The following is a 12,535-nucleotide window of genomic DNA, read 5'->3' on the forward strand; positions in this document are numbered from 1 at the left end:
CTCAGGTAGGCACTTAGGAGGCCCATTTTCATGCGCTATATGATGACGTACGACCTTATGGAGTCGGTACGTAACACCAATCAGTGGCTTGGTGCGACTGCAAGCGCGATGGCGTCCTATCCCCTGTTCTCGATGGTTCCGAACCCGGCCTTCAGCTGGATGGCCGCCTGGGGAGAGGTGACCGAACGCACGTTTCAGCGCATGGTTGTCAAGCCTGACTGGGGCATCCACACCTTTACCTGCGAAGACGGCAAGGATCATCTGGTCGATGTGACGACCGTGCTTGAACGCCCCTTTGGTGATCTGGTGCATTTCCGCGTGAACGGCCGCGAAGAACAGCCGCGCAAGGTGCTGCTGGTGGCGCCCATGTCCGGGCATTACGCAACGCTGCTGCGGTCGACTGTTAAAAGCCTGCTGGTCAATTGCGAAGTGTACATCACCGACTGGCACAATGCGCGCGACATCCCCGTTTCCGAGGGCAAGTTCGACGTCGAGGATTATACGCTCTACCTGGTTGATTTCATGAAAGAGCTTGGGCCGGACGCCCATGTGATTGCCGTCTGCCAGCCTGCGCCGCTGACACTGGCCGCCACCGCCTATCTGGCCGAGGTCGACCCCAAGGCGCAGCCTTCGACCCTGACGCTGATCGGCGGTCCGGTCGATCCGGACGCAACCCCGACCGAGGTCACCGATTTCGGGCGTCGCGTCACGATGGGCCAGCTTGAAGAAACCATGATCCAGCGGGTCGGGTACAAGTACAAGGGCGTCGGTCGGATGGTCTATCCCGGCCTGTTGCAGCTGGCATCTTTCATGTCGATGAATGCAGAACGTCACAGCAAGGCGTTCTCGGATCAGATCCAGCGGGTTGCGCGCGACGAGGCATCCGACCACGACGCCCATAACCGCTTTTACGACGAATATCTTGCAGTCATGGACATGACAGCCGAGTTCTATCTTTCGACTGTCGAGCGCGTGTTCAAAAATGGCGAGATCGCCCGAAACGCCTTTGTCGTGGACGGCCACCAGGTCGATATCGGCAAGATCACCGACGTCGCGGTCAAAACCGTCGAAGGGGCCAATGATGACATTTCGGCGCCGGGCCAGTGTATTGCCGCGCTGAACCTGTGCACGGGTCTGGACGATTCGAAAAAGGCCAGCCATGTCGAACCCGGCGCAGGCCATTACGGTATTTTCGCCGGGCGCAGCTGGCGCGACAACATTCGCCCGCTGGTCATTGATTTCATGAACGAAAACCAGCGCACCGCCGGACGTCGCCCCGCGAACAAGAATTCTGCGGCATAGGGCATGTCTGGCACACGGGGCGCGCCTCTGCCGTTCAGTTGCACCTGCGGAAAGCTGCAGGGCCAGATCACCGCATCCGGGGTTTCGTCCGGGACGCATGTCGTCTGCTATTGCAGGGATTGCCGCGCGGGGCAGCTTTATTTCGGGCAGCCTGACCCGGCACCCGGTCCGGTGAACATCTATCACCTTAGCCCCGAGGCCATTCAGATCTCAACAGGTGCCGAATACCTGGCGGCCATGCGGCTGAGCCCCAAGGGGATGTATCGCTGGTATGCCAAGTGCTGCAAGGCACCGATTGCGACCACGACGACGACCCCGAAATTTCCCTTTGCCGGTTTCGACGTCAATCGCATCGCAGACAAGGACCGGCTTCGCCCGGTTTCGACCCGGGGCTTTGTGCCGCAACCCAATGGCCGCCAAAAGCATGAAAAACTGATGTCTGCGGCCAGCGGCCTGCTTGGCCGGGTGATCAAGTCGCGCGTGTCGGGAAGCTGGCGTAAAACCCCGTTCTTCGATCCCGACACAGGCGAACCGGTGGCCACGCCGACCGTGCTGGACCGTGCGGAACGCGCAACCTATTACGACTAGATCAGGCGCAAGGGCTGGTTCAGCCACCTGTCCATTGCCGCCGTCACCACCCCCGGCGTTTCCAGCGCGGGCACATGGCCTGCATCTTCGATGACCATCAGGTCCGCTTCGGGGATCAGATCGGCCATGAACGCGTGTTTGCGGGTCGGCATCAACGTATCATGGGCGCCACTGAGAACCAGTGTCGGCACCTTGATCCGGCGCAATGTCCCCTGCTGATCGGGGCGCCGCTGCAACGCCCGCATCTGGCGCACGAATATGTCTGCGCCCATGTCCAAGGCCATGCCCAGCACTTCGGTGAGAATGGGTATCCGATGCGTTCCCGGCGCCAGCGCTTCCGATCCGACAACCTTGCGCATGACCTCGTCCAGACGCCCGGCCTGCGCCCCGACGATCAGGTCTTCGCGGGCGGCCGCCATTTGCGGCGTGTCCGCCTGCGCTTCGGTCGCCATCAGGCACAGGCGGGTTATCCGTTCGGGCGCGCGCCGGATCAACTCCAGGGCCACGACCCCGCCCATGCAAGCCCCGGCCAGCGCAAACCTGTGCGGCAACTGATCCAGAAGACCCGAGGCGATCTCTTCCACGCGTTCCCCCGATGTGATCGGCGCAACCGTGACCGCACGCCCCTGTGACAGATAAACGATCTGGTGAAAGAACATGCGTGCATCGCACATCAACCCAGGCAACAAAACCAGCGGCTCGACCACGCTGACCTCCTAATCCGGCGGTTATTTTTAGGTGCAGGATGAGAGTTTTGCCGCCCCCCGGCAAGAAAAACTTCAGGGAAAATCCAAACCTCGGAAAGGCGGGAAATCGACGTATCGCCGGCGCCGTTGTGACAGGTCTTCGACCGGCTCGGCGCCGGGTCTCAGCAAACATCCGCGCGGCGCGATATAACTGTCGATCCGCCGCAGGGGCTTGGGGCGCCACACCAGATTGAATGCGCAAAGCTTGGGAAAAAACCAGATCTCGGAATAATCAAGGTGATCGTGCATCCACCATGCCAGGTCGCGCCAATCGCGGCCTTTTGCATATCTGTCGGCAAACCAGGGGATCACGATGGACGCACCCGCGATCCTGTCCGGGCCTTCGCCGCGGTCCCAGATGTGGCATTCCAACGGGTTGTCGTTGCGCGCACAGTTCAGCCGGTTTTCATTGCCGAACCGGTTCAACGCGGCCGAGCGATAGCCCGAGCGGACAGCGACCCGGCCAAAGGTTTCCTCCAACGGGTCCAGAAGAGTTTCACAAAAGGCCCGACCGGTCTCGATGGCCAGGTCCGGCTTGTCGGGGATGTTCGGGACCGCATGGAAATTCCCGATCTCGGAATACAGGAAATCGCGCATGAAAAAATGGCGCGACAAACGTACGCGCCCCAGGGTCTCAAGGCTCCACATGCTGCCCGGCCTGCGCAACTTCAGTACCCGGCGCAGTGCGCCACACAGGCCCGACCTGCGCTGCGCAGCCATTGCGTCGATGCCATGCAACGAACGGGCATGTCGCGTTCCGGGTCGTGCAATACAACCGGACCGAAAAGCGCTGTCATCCTTCTATTCCCAACCCTTTCAACCAGCCCAGGATACCCGAAACCATCTTGTCCGTCTGCCCCGGTGACATCAGCCGCCCGGCAATCACATGCGCCGCCGGATCGTCCTGCGGCCCCATTGTCACCAGTTCGACCGAGACCGGACCGCCCCAACTCTGCGCGACCTCGTGCGTCAGATCGGGGCGCACCACCTGATCGTCATCGGAAAACCAGAACAGGACCGGTATGCTGGCCGCCGAGAAATCCAGCGCATAGACTGTTTCAACCAGCACCGTCATCGGCACCACCGCCTGCCACGGATAGACCAGCGACCAATATGTGTTCCGCTCGGCGTCCGGGTCTGAAACATCGCGGTATTGCCCCATCAGCCATGGCAACCATGTTCTGGCCCAGGGCAGACCCGGTATCCAGGCCCCGGCGGCATTGACGCCAAAATTGGGCGAGACAAACACGATACCGGCCACGTCTGCGCTCAGGCCGTCATCCAGCGCTGCCGCCGCAGCCAGCGTTCCGCCGGTCGATGTCGAAAGGACTATGACCTGATCGCCCACGGCGCGCGCGGCGGCCAGCGCTTCGGCGATGTCCTGCATCCAGCCGCTTGCTGTGCCCTCGCCCATCGCATCACGGCCGGTGCGCCCGTGGCCTTGCAGGCGGGTATAGACAAGGTTTGCCCCCAGCGCCTCTGCGACCCGGTCCGGTACGGGGCGTATCTCTTCCGAGGTGGCCGAGAACCCGTGAACGTAAAGCACCGCATAAGGGGTGCGCTGCTCCTTGAACCCCTCCCGCCAGATCACTCGTTTTTCAACGCCCGGCACGATATCGTCAAAGGCGGATTCGGTACTTTCGAAATAAACCTGCACGCCTTCGCCGAATTTGCGCGGATCAAACCGGGGGTGAAGGTCCACGGGCTCGCGCGGACCAAAGACATACGCCAGCCCGGCGACAGTGATAAGGACCAGCAACAACCGCCCGATGACCCAGCCCAAGCGGCGCATCATCCGGCATCCATCACGTCAAGGATCGCCCGTTCGATCAGCCCCAAACAAGGGCCGTCCGAGAACCGGTGATCGGCATCCTTGACCAGTTCCAGACGCATATCAGGGCCCGTGGCGTGGTCCAGCAACCGGACCGCCGTCTGGGTCGAGACAGCAGTATCCGCCGTGCCTTGCAGGAACCTGACAGGAAACGGCAAATGCAGCGGCTTGCGCAGAACCAACTGCGCGCGGCCGTCTTCGATCATCCGTTTGGTAATGACATATGGCTCCATATAATCAGAGGGCAGCTCCACATGCCCAACGGCCTCCAGCGCCGCCTTTTGCGCATCACTGAACATGGCCCAATACCCGTCCTCGGTGAAATCCGGCGCGGCCGCGATGGTGACCAACCCGGCTATGCGCTCCGGCATCACGCGCGCCAATAACAGCGACTGCCATCCACCCATCGAAGACCCGACAACGACCAGCGGCCCATCAGTCAGCGCAGACAGGGCAGCAACCGTATCTTCATGCCAGTCGCCAATACACCCGTCGGTAAACGCACCCGAGCTTTCCCCATGTCCGGAATAATCAAACCTCAAAAACCCCAGCCCGCGCGCCCGCGCCCAGGCCTCCAGGTGTACCGCCTTGGTACCCTCCATGTCCGATTTCAGCCCGCCCAGAAAAACGATGGTCGGCCCTGCCCCGTCACTCTTGTGATAAGCCAATCGCCGCCCCTGCGCCGTCTCCAGATATTCAGTTGCTGCCATGAAACCCTCTTTCCCTTTGCAGCATCATGCACGCCGCACCCCCAAGTGCAATTCCACGACCTTCATCTTTTCCGAAATACTCCGGGGAGCGCGAGGGGCACCCCCCCCCCCCCCGACCCTTGACACCCAGGGCAGCGCCTGCCACATGATCGGGACACACATAACCCGCAACCGGGCGTTCAGTGGGCGCCAAACCGACGAGGAGAGCCGATATGGCCCTGGACTCACAGTCAGTCTCCCTTACCTTTCCCGATGGCAATGCACGATCCTATGACGCAGGCGTAACACCTGCGCAGGTGGCAGCCGATATCTCGACCTCGCTGGCGAAAAAGGCCATCTCGGCCACGGTGAACGGCCAGCATTGGGATCTGCAATGGCCGATCGAAACCGACGCGCAGATCGCCATCCACACCATGAAGGATGAAGAGCAGGCCAATGAGCTGATCCGCCACGACCTGGCCCATGTCATGGCGCGCGCCGTGCAGGAAATCTGGCCCGCCACCAAGGTCACCATCGGCCCGGTCATCGACAATGGCTGGTATTACGATTTCGACCGCGAAGAACCCTTCACGCCCGAAGATCTCGGCCTCATCGAAAAAAAGATGAAAGAGATCATCAACAAGCGCGAACCGGTCACCACCGAGATTTGGGACCGGGACCGCGCGATCGAATTCTACAAGGCCAATAACGAACCCTACAAGGTCGAGCTGATCGAGGCCATTCCCGGCAACGAGCCCCTGCGCATGTATTGGCACGGGCACTGGCAGGACCTGTGCCGTGGTCCGCATCTGCAACATACCGGCCAGTTGCCGGGCGATGCCTTCAAGCTGATGAGCATTGCCGGGGCCTATTGGCGCGGCGACAGCGACCGCGCGATGCTGCAGCGTATCTATGGCGTGGCCTTTACCGGCAAGGAAAAGCTGAAAGCGCACCTGCACATGCTGGAAGAGGCCGCCAAGCGCGACCACCGCAAGCTGGGCCGCGAAATGAACCTGTTCCACATGCAGGAAGAAGCCCCGGGGCAGATCTTCTGGCATCCGAACGGGTGGAAAATCTACACGACCTTGCAGGATTACATGCGCCGCATGCAAGAGCGCGACGGCTATGTCGAAGTGAACACCCCGCAAGTCGTCGATCGCAAACTGTGGGAGGCCTCGGGCCACTGGGACAAGTACCAGGAAAACATGTTCATCGTCGAAGTGGACGAAGACCATGCCCGTGAAAAGGCGATCAACGCGCTGAAGCCGATGAACTGCCCCTGTCACGTTCAGGTGTTCAACCAGGGCCTGAAATCCTATCGCGACCTGCCTTTGCGCATGGCCGAGTTCGGGTCATGCGCCCGTTATGAACCGTCGGGCGCGTTGCACGGGATCATGCGGGTACGCGGGTTCACCCAGGATGATGGCCACATCTTCTGTGCCGAGGATCAGATCGAATCCGAAACCGCCAAGTTCATTGCCTTCCTGTCCAAAGTCTATGCCGATCTGGGCTTCCATGACTGGACCATCAAACTGTCCACCCGCCCCGAAAAGCGGATCGGGTCGGATGAAAGCTGGGATCTGGTGGAAAAGGCGCTTGGCGATGCCTGCCGGGCAGCCGGGTACGATTACGAAATCCTCGAAGGCGAAGGCGCGTTCTACGGGCCCAAGCTTGAATTCACGCTGACCGATGCAATCGGGCGGACATGGCAATGCGGCACGCTGCAGGTTGACCCCAACCTTCCCGAACGCCTGGATGCCAGCTTTGTCGGCGCCGATGGCGCCAAGCACCGCCCGTTCATGCTGCACCGGGCGACGCTGGGCTCGTTCGAACGGTTCATCGGTATCCTGATCGAAGAACACGCAGGCAAGCTGCCGTTCTGGCTGGCGCCGCGCCAGGTGGTTGTCGCCTCGATCACCTCTGAGGCGGATGATTACGTGAACGAAGTGGTTGAGACACTCAGGGCCGCGGGCGTGCGGGCCGAGGCGGATATCCGCAACGAGAAAATCAACTACAAGGTCCGCGAACATTCGGTTGGCAAGGTGCCGGTCATCCTGGCCGTCGGTCACCGCGAGGTCGAAGAACGCACCGTGTCGGTCCGGCGTCTGGGTGAAAAACAGACGCAGGTTCAACCGCTTGATGCTGTAACAAATGAACTTTCGCAGGCCGCGACCCCGCCTGACCTGCTGTAACAATCGGCGTTACTTTGCCTGAAACCCGGCCCCTTTTTTTGGGCCGGGTTGAAACATTTTATAATTTTCATTTCAAAAACAACCCACTAACATTCAAGTGGGCCTGACGCTCTTTGACACGCTTGTGAGACACGGGCTCGTGAATTCAACTGCGGTTCACCAATCGCTAGTTTAATCACTGTCACAAGCAGACATACGCAATCATCAAAAGGGATTTCCGAGATGTCGAACACCGCCAAATCACTGGTCATCGCAAGTGCCGTCGCCGCCGCCGTATCGGGCGTGGCCACAACCGCAACCGCGCAGGCCAAGGAAAAATGCTATGGTATTTCGCTGGCCGGTCAGAACGACTGTGCCGCCGGTCCCGGCACCACCTGCGCGGGCACCTCGACCGTCGACTATCAGGGCAATGCATGGACCCTGGTTGATGCGGGCACCTGCGCCGATATCGAGCTGCCGGACGACCGCAAGGGCTCGCTCGAGCCGCTGGAACGCGACCTGCCGGCATAATTGCCGCTGAACCATTTCAGAGGGCGGGCAGTCGGAATGCGCCCGCCCTCTTTCTTGCCGATACGGAGATGGCCGATGTTGGATGACGCGCTTAGGTCGAACCGCCTGCCCGCAGCGCCGGGCGTCGGGTACAAACCCCAGCATTTCTCGCAGATACTTGAGCAGTCCAAACCCGTTGCATGGCTGGAGATCCATGCCGAGAATTATATGGGCGATGGCGGGCGTCCCCTGGCGCAGCTGCGGCACCTGTCAGAACAGTTCCCCATTTCGGTGCATGGCGTTGGCCTGTCCATCGGCGGCGAAGGCCCGCTGGATGCCGACCACCTTGCGCGGCTGAAACATCTGGCGGACTGGTTGCATCCCGCCAGCTTTTCCGAACATCTGGCCTGGTCCACCCATGATACCCATTTCCTGAACGATCTGCTGCCGCTTCCGTATACCGATGCCACGCTGGACCGCGTCTGCGACCATATCGACCACGTCCAGAACACTGTCGGTCGGCAGATGTTGCTGGAAAACCCGTCCAGCTATCTTGCGTTTGAAGAAAGCACCTGGGCCGAACCGGATTTCCTGCGCGAGGTCGCGCGGCGCACCGGGTGCGGGATGCTGTTGGACGTGAACAATGTCTTTGTCTCGGCGACAAACCTGGACTATGCGCCGCAAGACTATATCGACGCCTACCCGCTTGAACTTGTCAAAGAAATCCACCTGGGCGGCCATGACGAGGATCAGGATGATCACGGCAACCCGCTGTTGATCGACAGCCACGGCCGGGCGGTGGTCGATCCGGTCTGGGCACTTTTGGACTATGTCCTTGAACGGTCCGGACCGCGGCCGGTTCTGATCGAATGGGACACCGATGTCCCGGACTGGTCCGTTTTGCAGTCGGAAGCCCAGCGCGCGCAAACCGCGCTGGATCGGGTACCGGCATGAGCGTGTCCCAGACAGCATTCCGCGCCGCGCTGTTGGATGCGTCGGTTCCGGTTCCAGAGGGGCTTTGGGATGCGCAGGCCCGCCCGGCCGGGCGGCGCTTTTCCGTCTACAGAAACAACGTCGCCGTATCTTTGACCGAAGCGATGCATCAGGCCTTTCCCGTGATTGCCAAATTGCTGGGCAAACAGAATATGGACGGGCTGGCCGGCATGTTCCTGCGCCAGCACCCGCCTTCTTCGCCCTTGATGATGTTCTATGGCGAAGAATTCCCGACGTTTCTGGCCGCGACCAAGCAATTGGCGCACCTGGGATACCTGCCTGATGTGGCGCGGCTGGAACTGGCCCTGCGCCGGTCCTATCACGCGGCAGACAGCACAGCGGCCAGCGCAGATGATCTGGCCCTTGCGCCCGACAGGTTGCTGCAAGCCCGGCTGTGCCTGGCACCGTCGATGCAGATCGTGCGGTCCGCATGGCCGGTTCACGCGATCTGGCGGTTCAACACCGAACCCGATGCGCCCAAACCGGAACCGGGCGCTCAGGATGTATTGATCACGCGGCCCGATTACGACCCGTTGCCACAGCTGCTGCCACCGGGCGGCGCCGACTGGATATCCGGCCTGATGTCAGGCCTGGCGATTGGCCCTGCCTTCGAGGCGACGCTGGCCGCAACACCGGATTTCGACCTTGGAACCACCTTGGCACTGTTGCTACAGGGTGGCGCGATAACTTCTGTGACCATGGAAAGGCTGAATACATGACCGCCCTGATTTCAATGCACAATGCCGCATTTGGAAAGCTGGACCAGGCTTCGAACTGGATGACCCCGACACTGGCCCGGCTGATGTTCGTGGCCGTCTTGCTGGTGTATTACTGGAACTCGGCAATGACCAAGCTGGGCAGCGGCCCGCTTGGCTTTCTCTTCCCGTCTGACGGGGCTTATGTCCAGATTTTTCCAAAGGCCATGGAAGCTGTCGGCTATGACAGTTCGCAACTGGGATTTTTTGCCTGGCCCGTTGCCGTCGCCGGAACCTGGGCTGAATTCATCCTGCCGACGCTTTTGCTGGTCGGGCTGTTCACCCGGCTTGCCGCGCTTGGCATGATCGGTTTTGTCTGGGTTCAAACCCTGACGGATGTCACCGGCCACGGCGTCAAGCTTGGCAGCCTTTTCGACAATGCCATCACACTGATGGACCAGCGCGCGATGTGGACATTCCTGTTCCTGGTGATTGCGATCAACGGCGCGGGCCCGATCTCGCTCGACCGGGTGCTGCGCCTGAAATAGATCAGAAATGTGCCTTGGGCTTGTCCGGTTTCCCCGCGGCAAGCCCAAGCAGGCCGGCCACACCGGCAAAGGCAATCGGGAACATCGTGAAGACGTTGAACCCAAAGGCATAATACATTCCGGCGGCGGAAATCAGCAGCAGAACGCCCCCGAACAGCGCCCGCGCATGGGCCATCGCGCCGCCCGCAATCGCCAGCAAAGGGGCGATGATCGAGGCGGTTTGGACCAGGCCCGCATTGTCGACCTGCTCGGCCAACCCGTCGATTTCGCCAAAATGCTTTATGGCCTCGACATAGCCATAGCCGAAAAAGCCGACAATCATCCCGATCAGCCCGGCAATTACGCCCAGTACCATTGTTGCGTTACGCATTCAGTCCCTCCGAAGTTGCCCGACAGCAGATAGGCATCGTTTCACGCAACGCCAAGGGCCGCGCGCGTTTCGGCCGTCCACCCGAGGTAAAGCGTGCCCTGATCCTCGATCAGCGGGCGTTTCATCAGTGTCGGGTGGCTGCTCAGCAGCTCTGCAATCGGACGATCACGCTGTTCCGCGTCCAATCCGCGCCATGTCGTGGAACGGGTATTGAGCAAAGCTTTGCCGAATTTTTCCAGTGCCTTCGACATAAGCACATCGGGAACGCCCTGTTCCCGCACATCGACGAAATCAACATTTTGCAGGCTTTTCAATGCCTTGCGGCACGTATCACAGGTCTTTATCCCATAGAGGCGCATGAAACCACTGCTCCGGTCATTCAAAAAAGCCGGGGAAAACTATGTGCTTACCCCGGTTATTCTTGATTTTTTACTTCACCGTGCAATGTTGAAAAAGGTGAAACCCGCAGCGTCGTTCAGTTCGTTCGGGCGAGTTGGATTGTGTTGCGGTTCCGCCAGCATCTGCCCCACATATTTGCGGGGCCACGTGAAAGTAGAAGGAGACACGGGAAATGCCAACTGGCACCGTGAAGTGGTTCAACACGACCAAAGGCTATGGTTTTATTGCTCCTGACGAAGGGGGCAAAGATGTGTTTGTTCATATCTCAGCCGTAGAACGATCTGGCCTGACCGGGCTCGCTGACAATCAGAAAGTCTCGTACGAATTGCAGGACGGACGTGATGGGCGCCAGATGGCGGCCGATTTGAAGCCATTGTAAGGGTTCACCCGAATTTCTCGGGCATGACAACTAAGGTCGACGGCCAATTTTCGGCCGTTGACCACACAGCATCCAACATTTTTGCCCTCGCGCCGGTTCCGTTTCGGCATGAGCAGGATGGGCACGGCCCCAGCATGCGATGCGCGGGCGGCCTGGATGGGTGCGCGCGGCCCCGTCATGACAGGCTTTTCCAGCCACGCGCGCTGCGCAAGGGGCGCAGATTTACCCCTCGCGGATGACCGCTTCGAACTCGCGCCATTCACGGGCGGTCATGCCCGAATTTTCCTGTGTCACATCCTCGCCCTTCAGCATCCGGCGCAAGCATTGCACCATCTGCGCCGAAAGGTTCACGGCACCAAGGCGGTAATCCTCAAAGGCGCGATAGGCAAACGGGACCCAGTCAGCGACGATCCGGCACATGGTTTCGGCGTAAACCCTGATTTCGTATTGCGCGTGCGGATCGGCCCGAAGGCGCAGGAAATGGAACAGGTTGTGCAGATCGACCTTCCAATACCATTGGGTATAGATATTTGCCGGAAGGTTCATACGCGCCAGTTCGCGTGCCAACCCCTGTTGCCCATCCTGGCTGATCATGGCCTCGTAATTGTCATAGCAGCGGGCGCTGTCGGCCTTGAGAATCTCAAGCACGCGCGCCGCTTCTTCGCCCTGCAAGGCGTCACCGCGCCCCTGGTTGTTGATCTCGGATTGCGCCGCGACATGTTCGGGCGCCGGAATGTAGAATTCGCGATCCAAAATCGAATACCGGGCGGAGTATTCGTTCACGTTTGCCGTCCGGTGGCGAATCCACTGGCGGGCTACGAACACGGGCAATTTGACGTGCAGCTTGACTTCGCACATTTCAAACGGGGTCGAGTGCCAGTGCCGCATCAGGTAACGGATCAGACCTTCGTCGTTCTGAACCGACTTGGTTCCCTTGCCATAGGACACCCGCGCGGCCTGACAGATCGCGGCATCATCACCCATATAGTCGATCACGCGTACAAAACCGTGATCCAGCACCTGATGCGCGGTGTACAGATGGTTTTCCATGCCCGCCGCGACGACGCGGTGCGTCGGATGCGACTGCGCGCGCTGCGCCTCGATCTCGGCCAGTTGGTCGGATGACAGCGGCATGAATTTCTCCTCTCGTGCAGTGAGTCGCCCGCCACTATATATCGACATTCGAACCACCGGAACCGCCATATCAGGGGGTACAGGCACGAATTGACGCAACCGCGTCGCCGATTGCCATACGCGGTGCTCTCGACATCGGGGCGCGGCGCACTAAGGTGCAGGAAATCCGCGACAAGCAAA

At 60.2% G+C, this 12,535-nt stretch carries 15 protein-coding genes; 8 read left to right on the top strand and 7 right to left on the bottom strand.

Annotated elements, in window-relative coordinates; translation table 11 throughout:
- The first annotated feature begins 30 nt into the window (after nt 1-30).
- Nucleotides 31-1,302: a polyhydroxyalkanoate depolymerase gene (gene phaZ / locus ACXAG8_RS03525; RefSeq protein ID WP_475222170.1), complete on the top strand. Its 1,272-nt coding sequence runs from the start codon at nt 31-33 to the stop codon at nt 1,300-1,302.
- A gap of 3 nt (nt 1,303-1,305) precedes the next feature.
- Complete coding sequence (locus tag ACXAG8_RS03530) at nt 1,306-1,890, top strand: DUF6151 family protein (RefSeq protein ID WP_475222172.1); 585 nt, start codon at nt 1,306-1,308, stop codon at nt 1,888-1,890.
- On the opposite strand, the gene ACXAG8_RS03535 is transcribed toward ACXAG8_RS03530, so the two are convergent.
- The 4 genes from ACXAG8_RS03535 to ACXAG8_RS03550 form a co-directional block, all read right to left on the bottom strand.
- The gene (locus ACXAG8_RS03535) at nt 1,887-2,597 is read right to left on the bottom strand and encodes an alpha/beta fold hydrolase (protein WP_475222174.1); all 711 of its coding nucleotides are present in this window, start codon (nt 2,595-2,597) and stop codon (nt 1,887-1,889) included. The two genes, ACXAG8_RS03530 and ACXAG8_RS03535, sit on opposite strands and share 4 nt — an antisense overlap.
- A gap of 72 nt (nt 2,598-2,669) precedes the next feature.
- Nucleotides 2,670-3,284, bottom strand: a complete 615-nt coding sequence (locus ACXAG8_RS03540; protein ID WP_475222423.1) for a hypothetical protein — start codon at nt 3,282-3,284, stop codon at nt 2,670-2,672.
- Nucleotides 3,285-3,429: 145 nt separating this feature from the next.
- The gene (locus ACXAG8_RS03545; RefSeq protein WP_475222176.1) at nt 3,430-4,431 is read right to left on the bottom strand and encodes an alpha/beta hydrolase; all 1,002 of its coding nucleotides are present in this window, start codon (nt 4,429-4,431) and stop codon (nt 3,430-3,432) included.
- Nucleotides 4,428-5,177 (bottom strand): alpha/beta fold hydrolase, encoded by a 750-nt coding sequence (locus ACXAG8_RS03550; protein WP_475222177.1) that lies wholly within the window; start codon nt 5,175-5,177, stop codon nt 4,428-4,430. The genes ACXAG8_RS03545 and ACXAG8_RS03550 overlap by 4 nt, the downstream gene beginning before the upstream one ends.
- A gap of 212 nt (nt 5,178-5,389) precedes the next feature.
- Here ACXAG8_RS03550 and thrS point away from each other — a divergent pair, with 212 nt between their 5' ends.
- The 5 genes from thrS to ACXAG8_RS03575 all read left to right on the top strand — a co-directional run bounded on the left by thrS (nt 5,390) and on the right by ACXAG8_RS03575 (nt 10,073).
- The gene (gene thrS, locus ACXAG8_RS03555; protein WP_475222179.1) at nt 5,390-7,348 is read left to right on the top strand and encodes a threonine--tRNA ligase; all 1,959 of its coding nucleotides are present in this window, start codon (nt 5,390-5,392) and stop codon (nt 7,346-7,348) included.
- 222 nt (nt 7,349-7,570) lie between these two features.
- Nucleotides 7,571-7,858, top strand: coding sequence for a BufA1 family periplasmic bufferin-type metallophore (locus ACXAG8_RS03560; protein ID WP_475222181.1), 288 nt, complete (start codon nt 7,571-7,573; stop codon nt 7,856-7,858).
- Between the two features lie 75 nt (nt 7,859-7,933).
- A complete protein-coding gene (gene bufB / locus ACXAG8_RS03565; RefSeq protein WP_475222183.1) occupies nt 7,934-8,791 on the top strand; it encodes an MNIO family bufferin maturase in 858 nt (285 codons plus the stop codon).
- Nucleotides 8,788-9,549, top strand: coding sequence for an HvfC/BufC family peptide modification chaperone (locus tag ACXAG8_RS03570; protein ID WP_475222184.1), 762 nt, complete (start codon nt 8,788-8,790; stop codon nt 9,547-9,549). Before bufB ends, ACXAG8_RS03570 begins: the two co-directional genes overlap by 4 nt.
- Nucleotides 9,546-10,073, top strand: a complete 528-nt coding sequence (locus ACXAG8_RS03575) for a DoxX family protein (protein ID WP_475222185.1) — start codon at nt 9,546-9,548, stop codon at nt 10,071-10,073. The genes ACXAG8_RS03570 and ACXAG8_RS03575 overlap by 4 nt, the downstream gene beginning before the upstream one ends.
- Nucleotide 10,074: 1 nt before the next feature.
- On the opposite strand, the gene ACXAG8_RS03580 is transcribed toward ACXAG8_RS03575, so the two are convergent.
- Together ACXAG8_RS03580 and ACXAG8_RS03585 are read right to left on the bottom strand one after the other, a co-directional pair.
- Nucleotides 10,075-10,443, bottom strand: a complete 369-nt coding sequence (locus ACXAG8_RS03580; protein ID WP_475222188.1) for a hypothetical protein — start codon at nt 10,441-10,443, stop codon at nt 10,075-10,077.
- Nucleotides 10,444-10,484: 41 nt separating this feature from the next.
- Entirely contained in the window at nt 10,485-10,802 is a 318-nt protein-coding gene (locus ACXAG8_RS03585; protein WP_475222189.1) for an ArsC/Spx/MgsR family protein, read from the bottom strand.
- A gap of 212 nt (nt 10,803-11,014) precedes the next feature.
- Between ACXAG8_RS03585 and ACXAG8_RS03590 the strand changes: the two genes are divergently transcribed.
- Entirely contained in the window at nt 11,015-11,221 is a 207-nt protein-coding gene (locus ACXAG8_RS03590; RefSeq protein WP_008758035.1) for a cold-shock protein, read from the top strand.
- Nucleotides 11,222-11,443: 222 nt separating this feature from the next.
- On the opposite strand, the gene thyX is transcribed toward ACXAG8_RS03590, so the two are convergent.
- Entirely contained in the window at nt 11,444-12,355 is a 912-nt protein-coding gene (thyX, locus tag ACXAG8_RS03595) for an FAD-dependent thymidylate synthase (protein WP_475222191.1), read from the bottom strand.
- Nucleotides 12,356-12,535: the final 180 nt, after the last annotated feature.

The sequence above is a fragment of the Ruegeria sp. ABD4_443 genome (genome assembly GCF_056160865.1).

What these genes read in the sequence shown, in the direction of transcription:
- ACXAG8_RS03530 (WP_475222172.1), top strand. Translation starts at nt 1,306, where the DNA reads ATGTCTGGCACACGGGGCGCGCCTCTGCCGTTCAGTTGCACCTGCGGA.
- thyX (WP_475222191.1), bottom strand. Translation starts at nt 12,355, where the DNA reads ATGCCGCTGTCATCCGACCAACTGGCCGAGATCGAGGCGCAGCGCGCG.
- phaZ (WP_475222170.1), top strand. Translation starts at nt 31, where the DNA reads ATGCGCTATATGATGACGTACGACCTTATGGAGTCGGTACGTAACACC.
- ACXAG8_RS03540 (WP_475222423.1), bottom strand. Translation starts at nt 3,284, where the DNA reads ATGTGGAGCCTTGAGACCCTGGGGCGCGTACGTTTGTCGCGCCATTTT.
- ACXAG8_RS03545 (WP_475222176.1), bottom strand. Translation starts at nt 4,431, where the DNA reads ATGATGCGCCGCTTGGGCTGGGTCATCGGGCGGTTGTTGCTGGTCCTT.
- ACXAG8_RS03570 (WP_475222184.1), top strand. Translation starts at nt 8,788, where the DNA reads ATGAGCGTGTCCCAGACAGCATTCCGCGCCGCGCTGTTGGATGCGTCG.
- ACXAG8_RS03585 (WP_475222189.1), bottom strand. Translation starts at nt 10,802, where the DNA reads ATGCGCCTCTATGGGATAAAGACCTGTGATACGTGCCGCAAGGCATTG.
- ACXAG8_RS03590 (WP_008758035.1), top strand. Translation starts at nt 11,015, where the DNA reads ATGCCAACTGGCACCGTGAAGTGGTTCAACACGACCAAAGGCTATGGT.
- thrS (WP_475222179.1), top strand. Translation starts at nt 5,390, where the DNA reads ATGGCCCTGGACTCACAGTCAGTCTCCCTTACCTTTCCCGATGGCAAT.
- ACXAG8_RS03560 (WP_475222181.1), top strand. Translation starts at nt 7,571, where the DNA reads ATGTCGAACACCGCCAAATCACTGGTCATCGCAAGTGCCGTCGCCGCC.
- ACXAG8_RS03575 (WP_475222185.1), top strand. Translation starts at nt 9,546, where the DNA reads ATGACCGCCCTGATTTCAATGCACAATGCCGCATTTGGAAAGCTGGAC.
- ACXAG8_RS03580 (WP_475222188.1), bottom strand. Translation starts at nt 10,443, where the DNA reads ATGCGTAACGCAACAATGGTACTGGGCGTAATTGCCGGGCTGATCGGG.
- bufB (WP_475222183.1), top strand. Translation starts at nt 7,934, where the DNA reads ATGTTGGATGACGCGCTTAGGTCGAACCGCCTGCCCGCAGCGCCGGGC.
- ACXAG8_RS03550 (WP_475222177.1), bottom strand. Translation starts at nt 5,177, where the DNA reads ATGGCAGCAACTGAATATCTGGAGACGGCGCAGGGGCGGCGATTGGCT.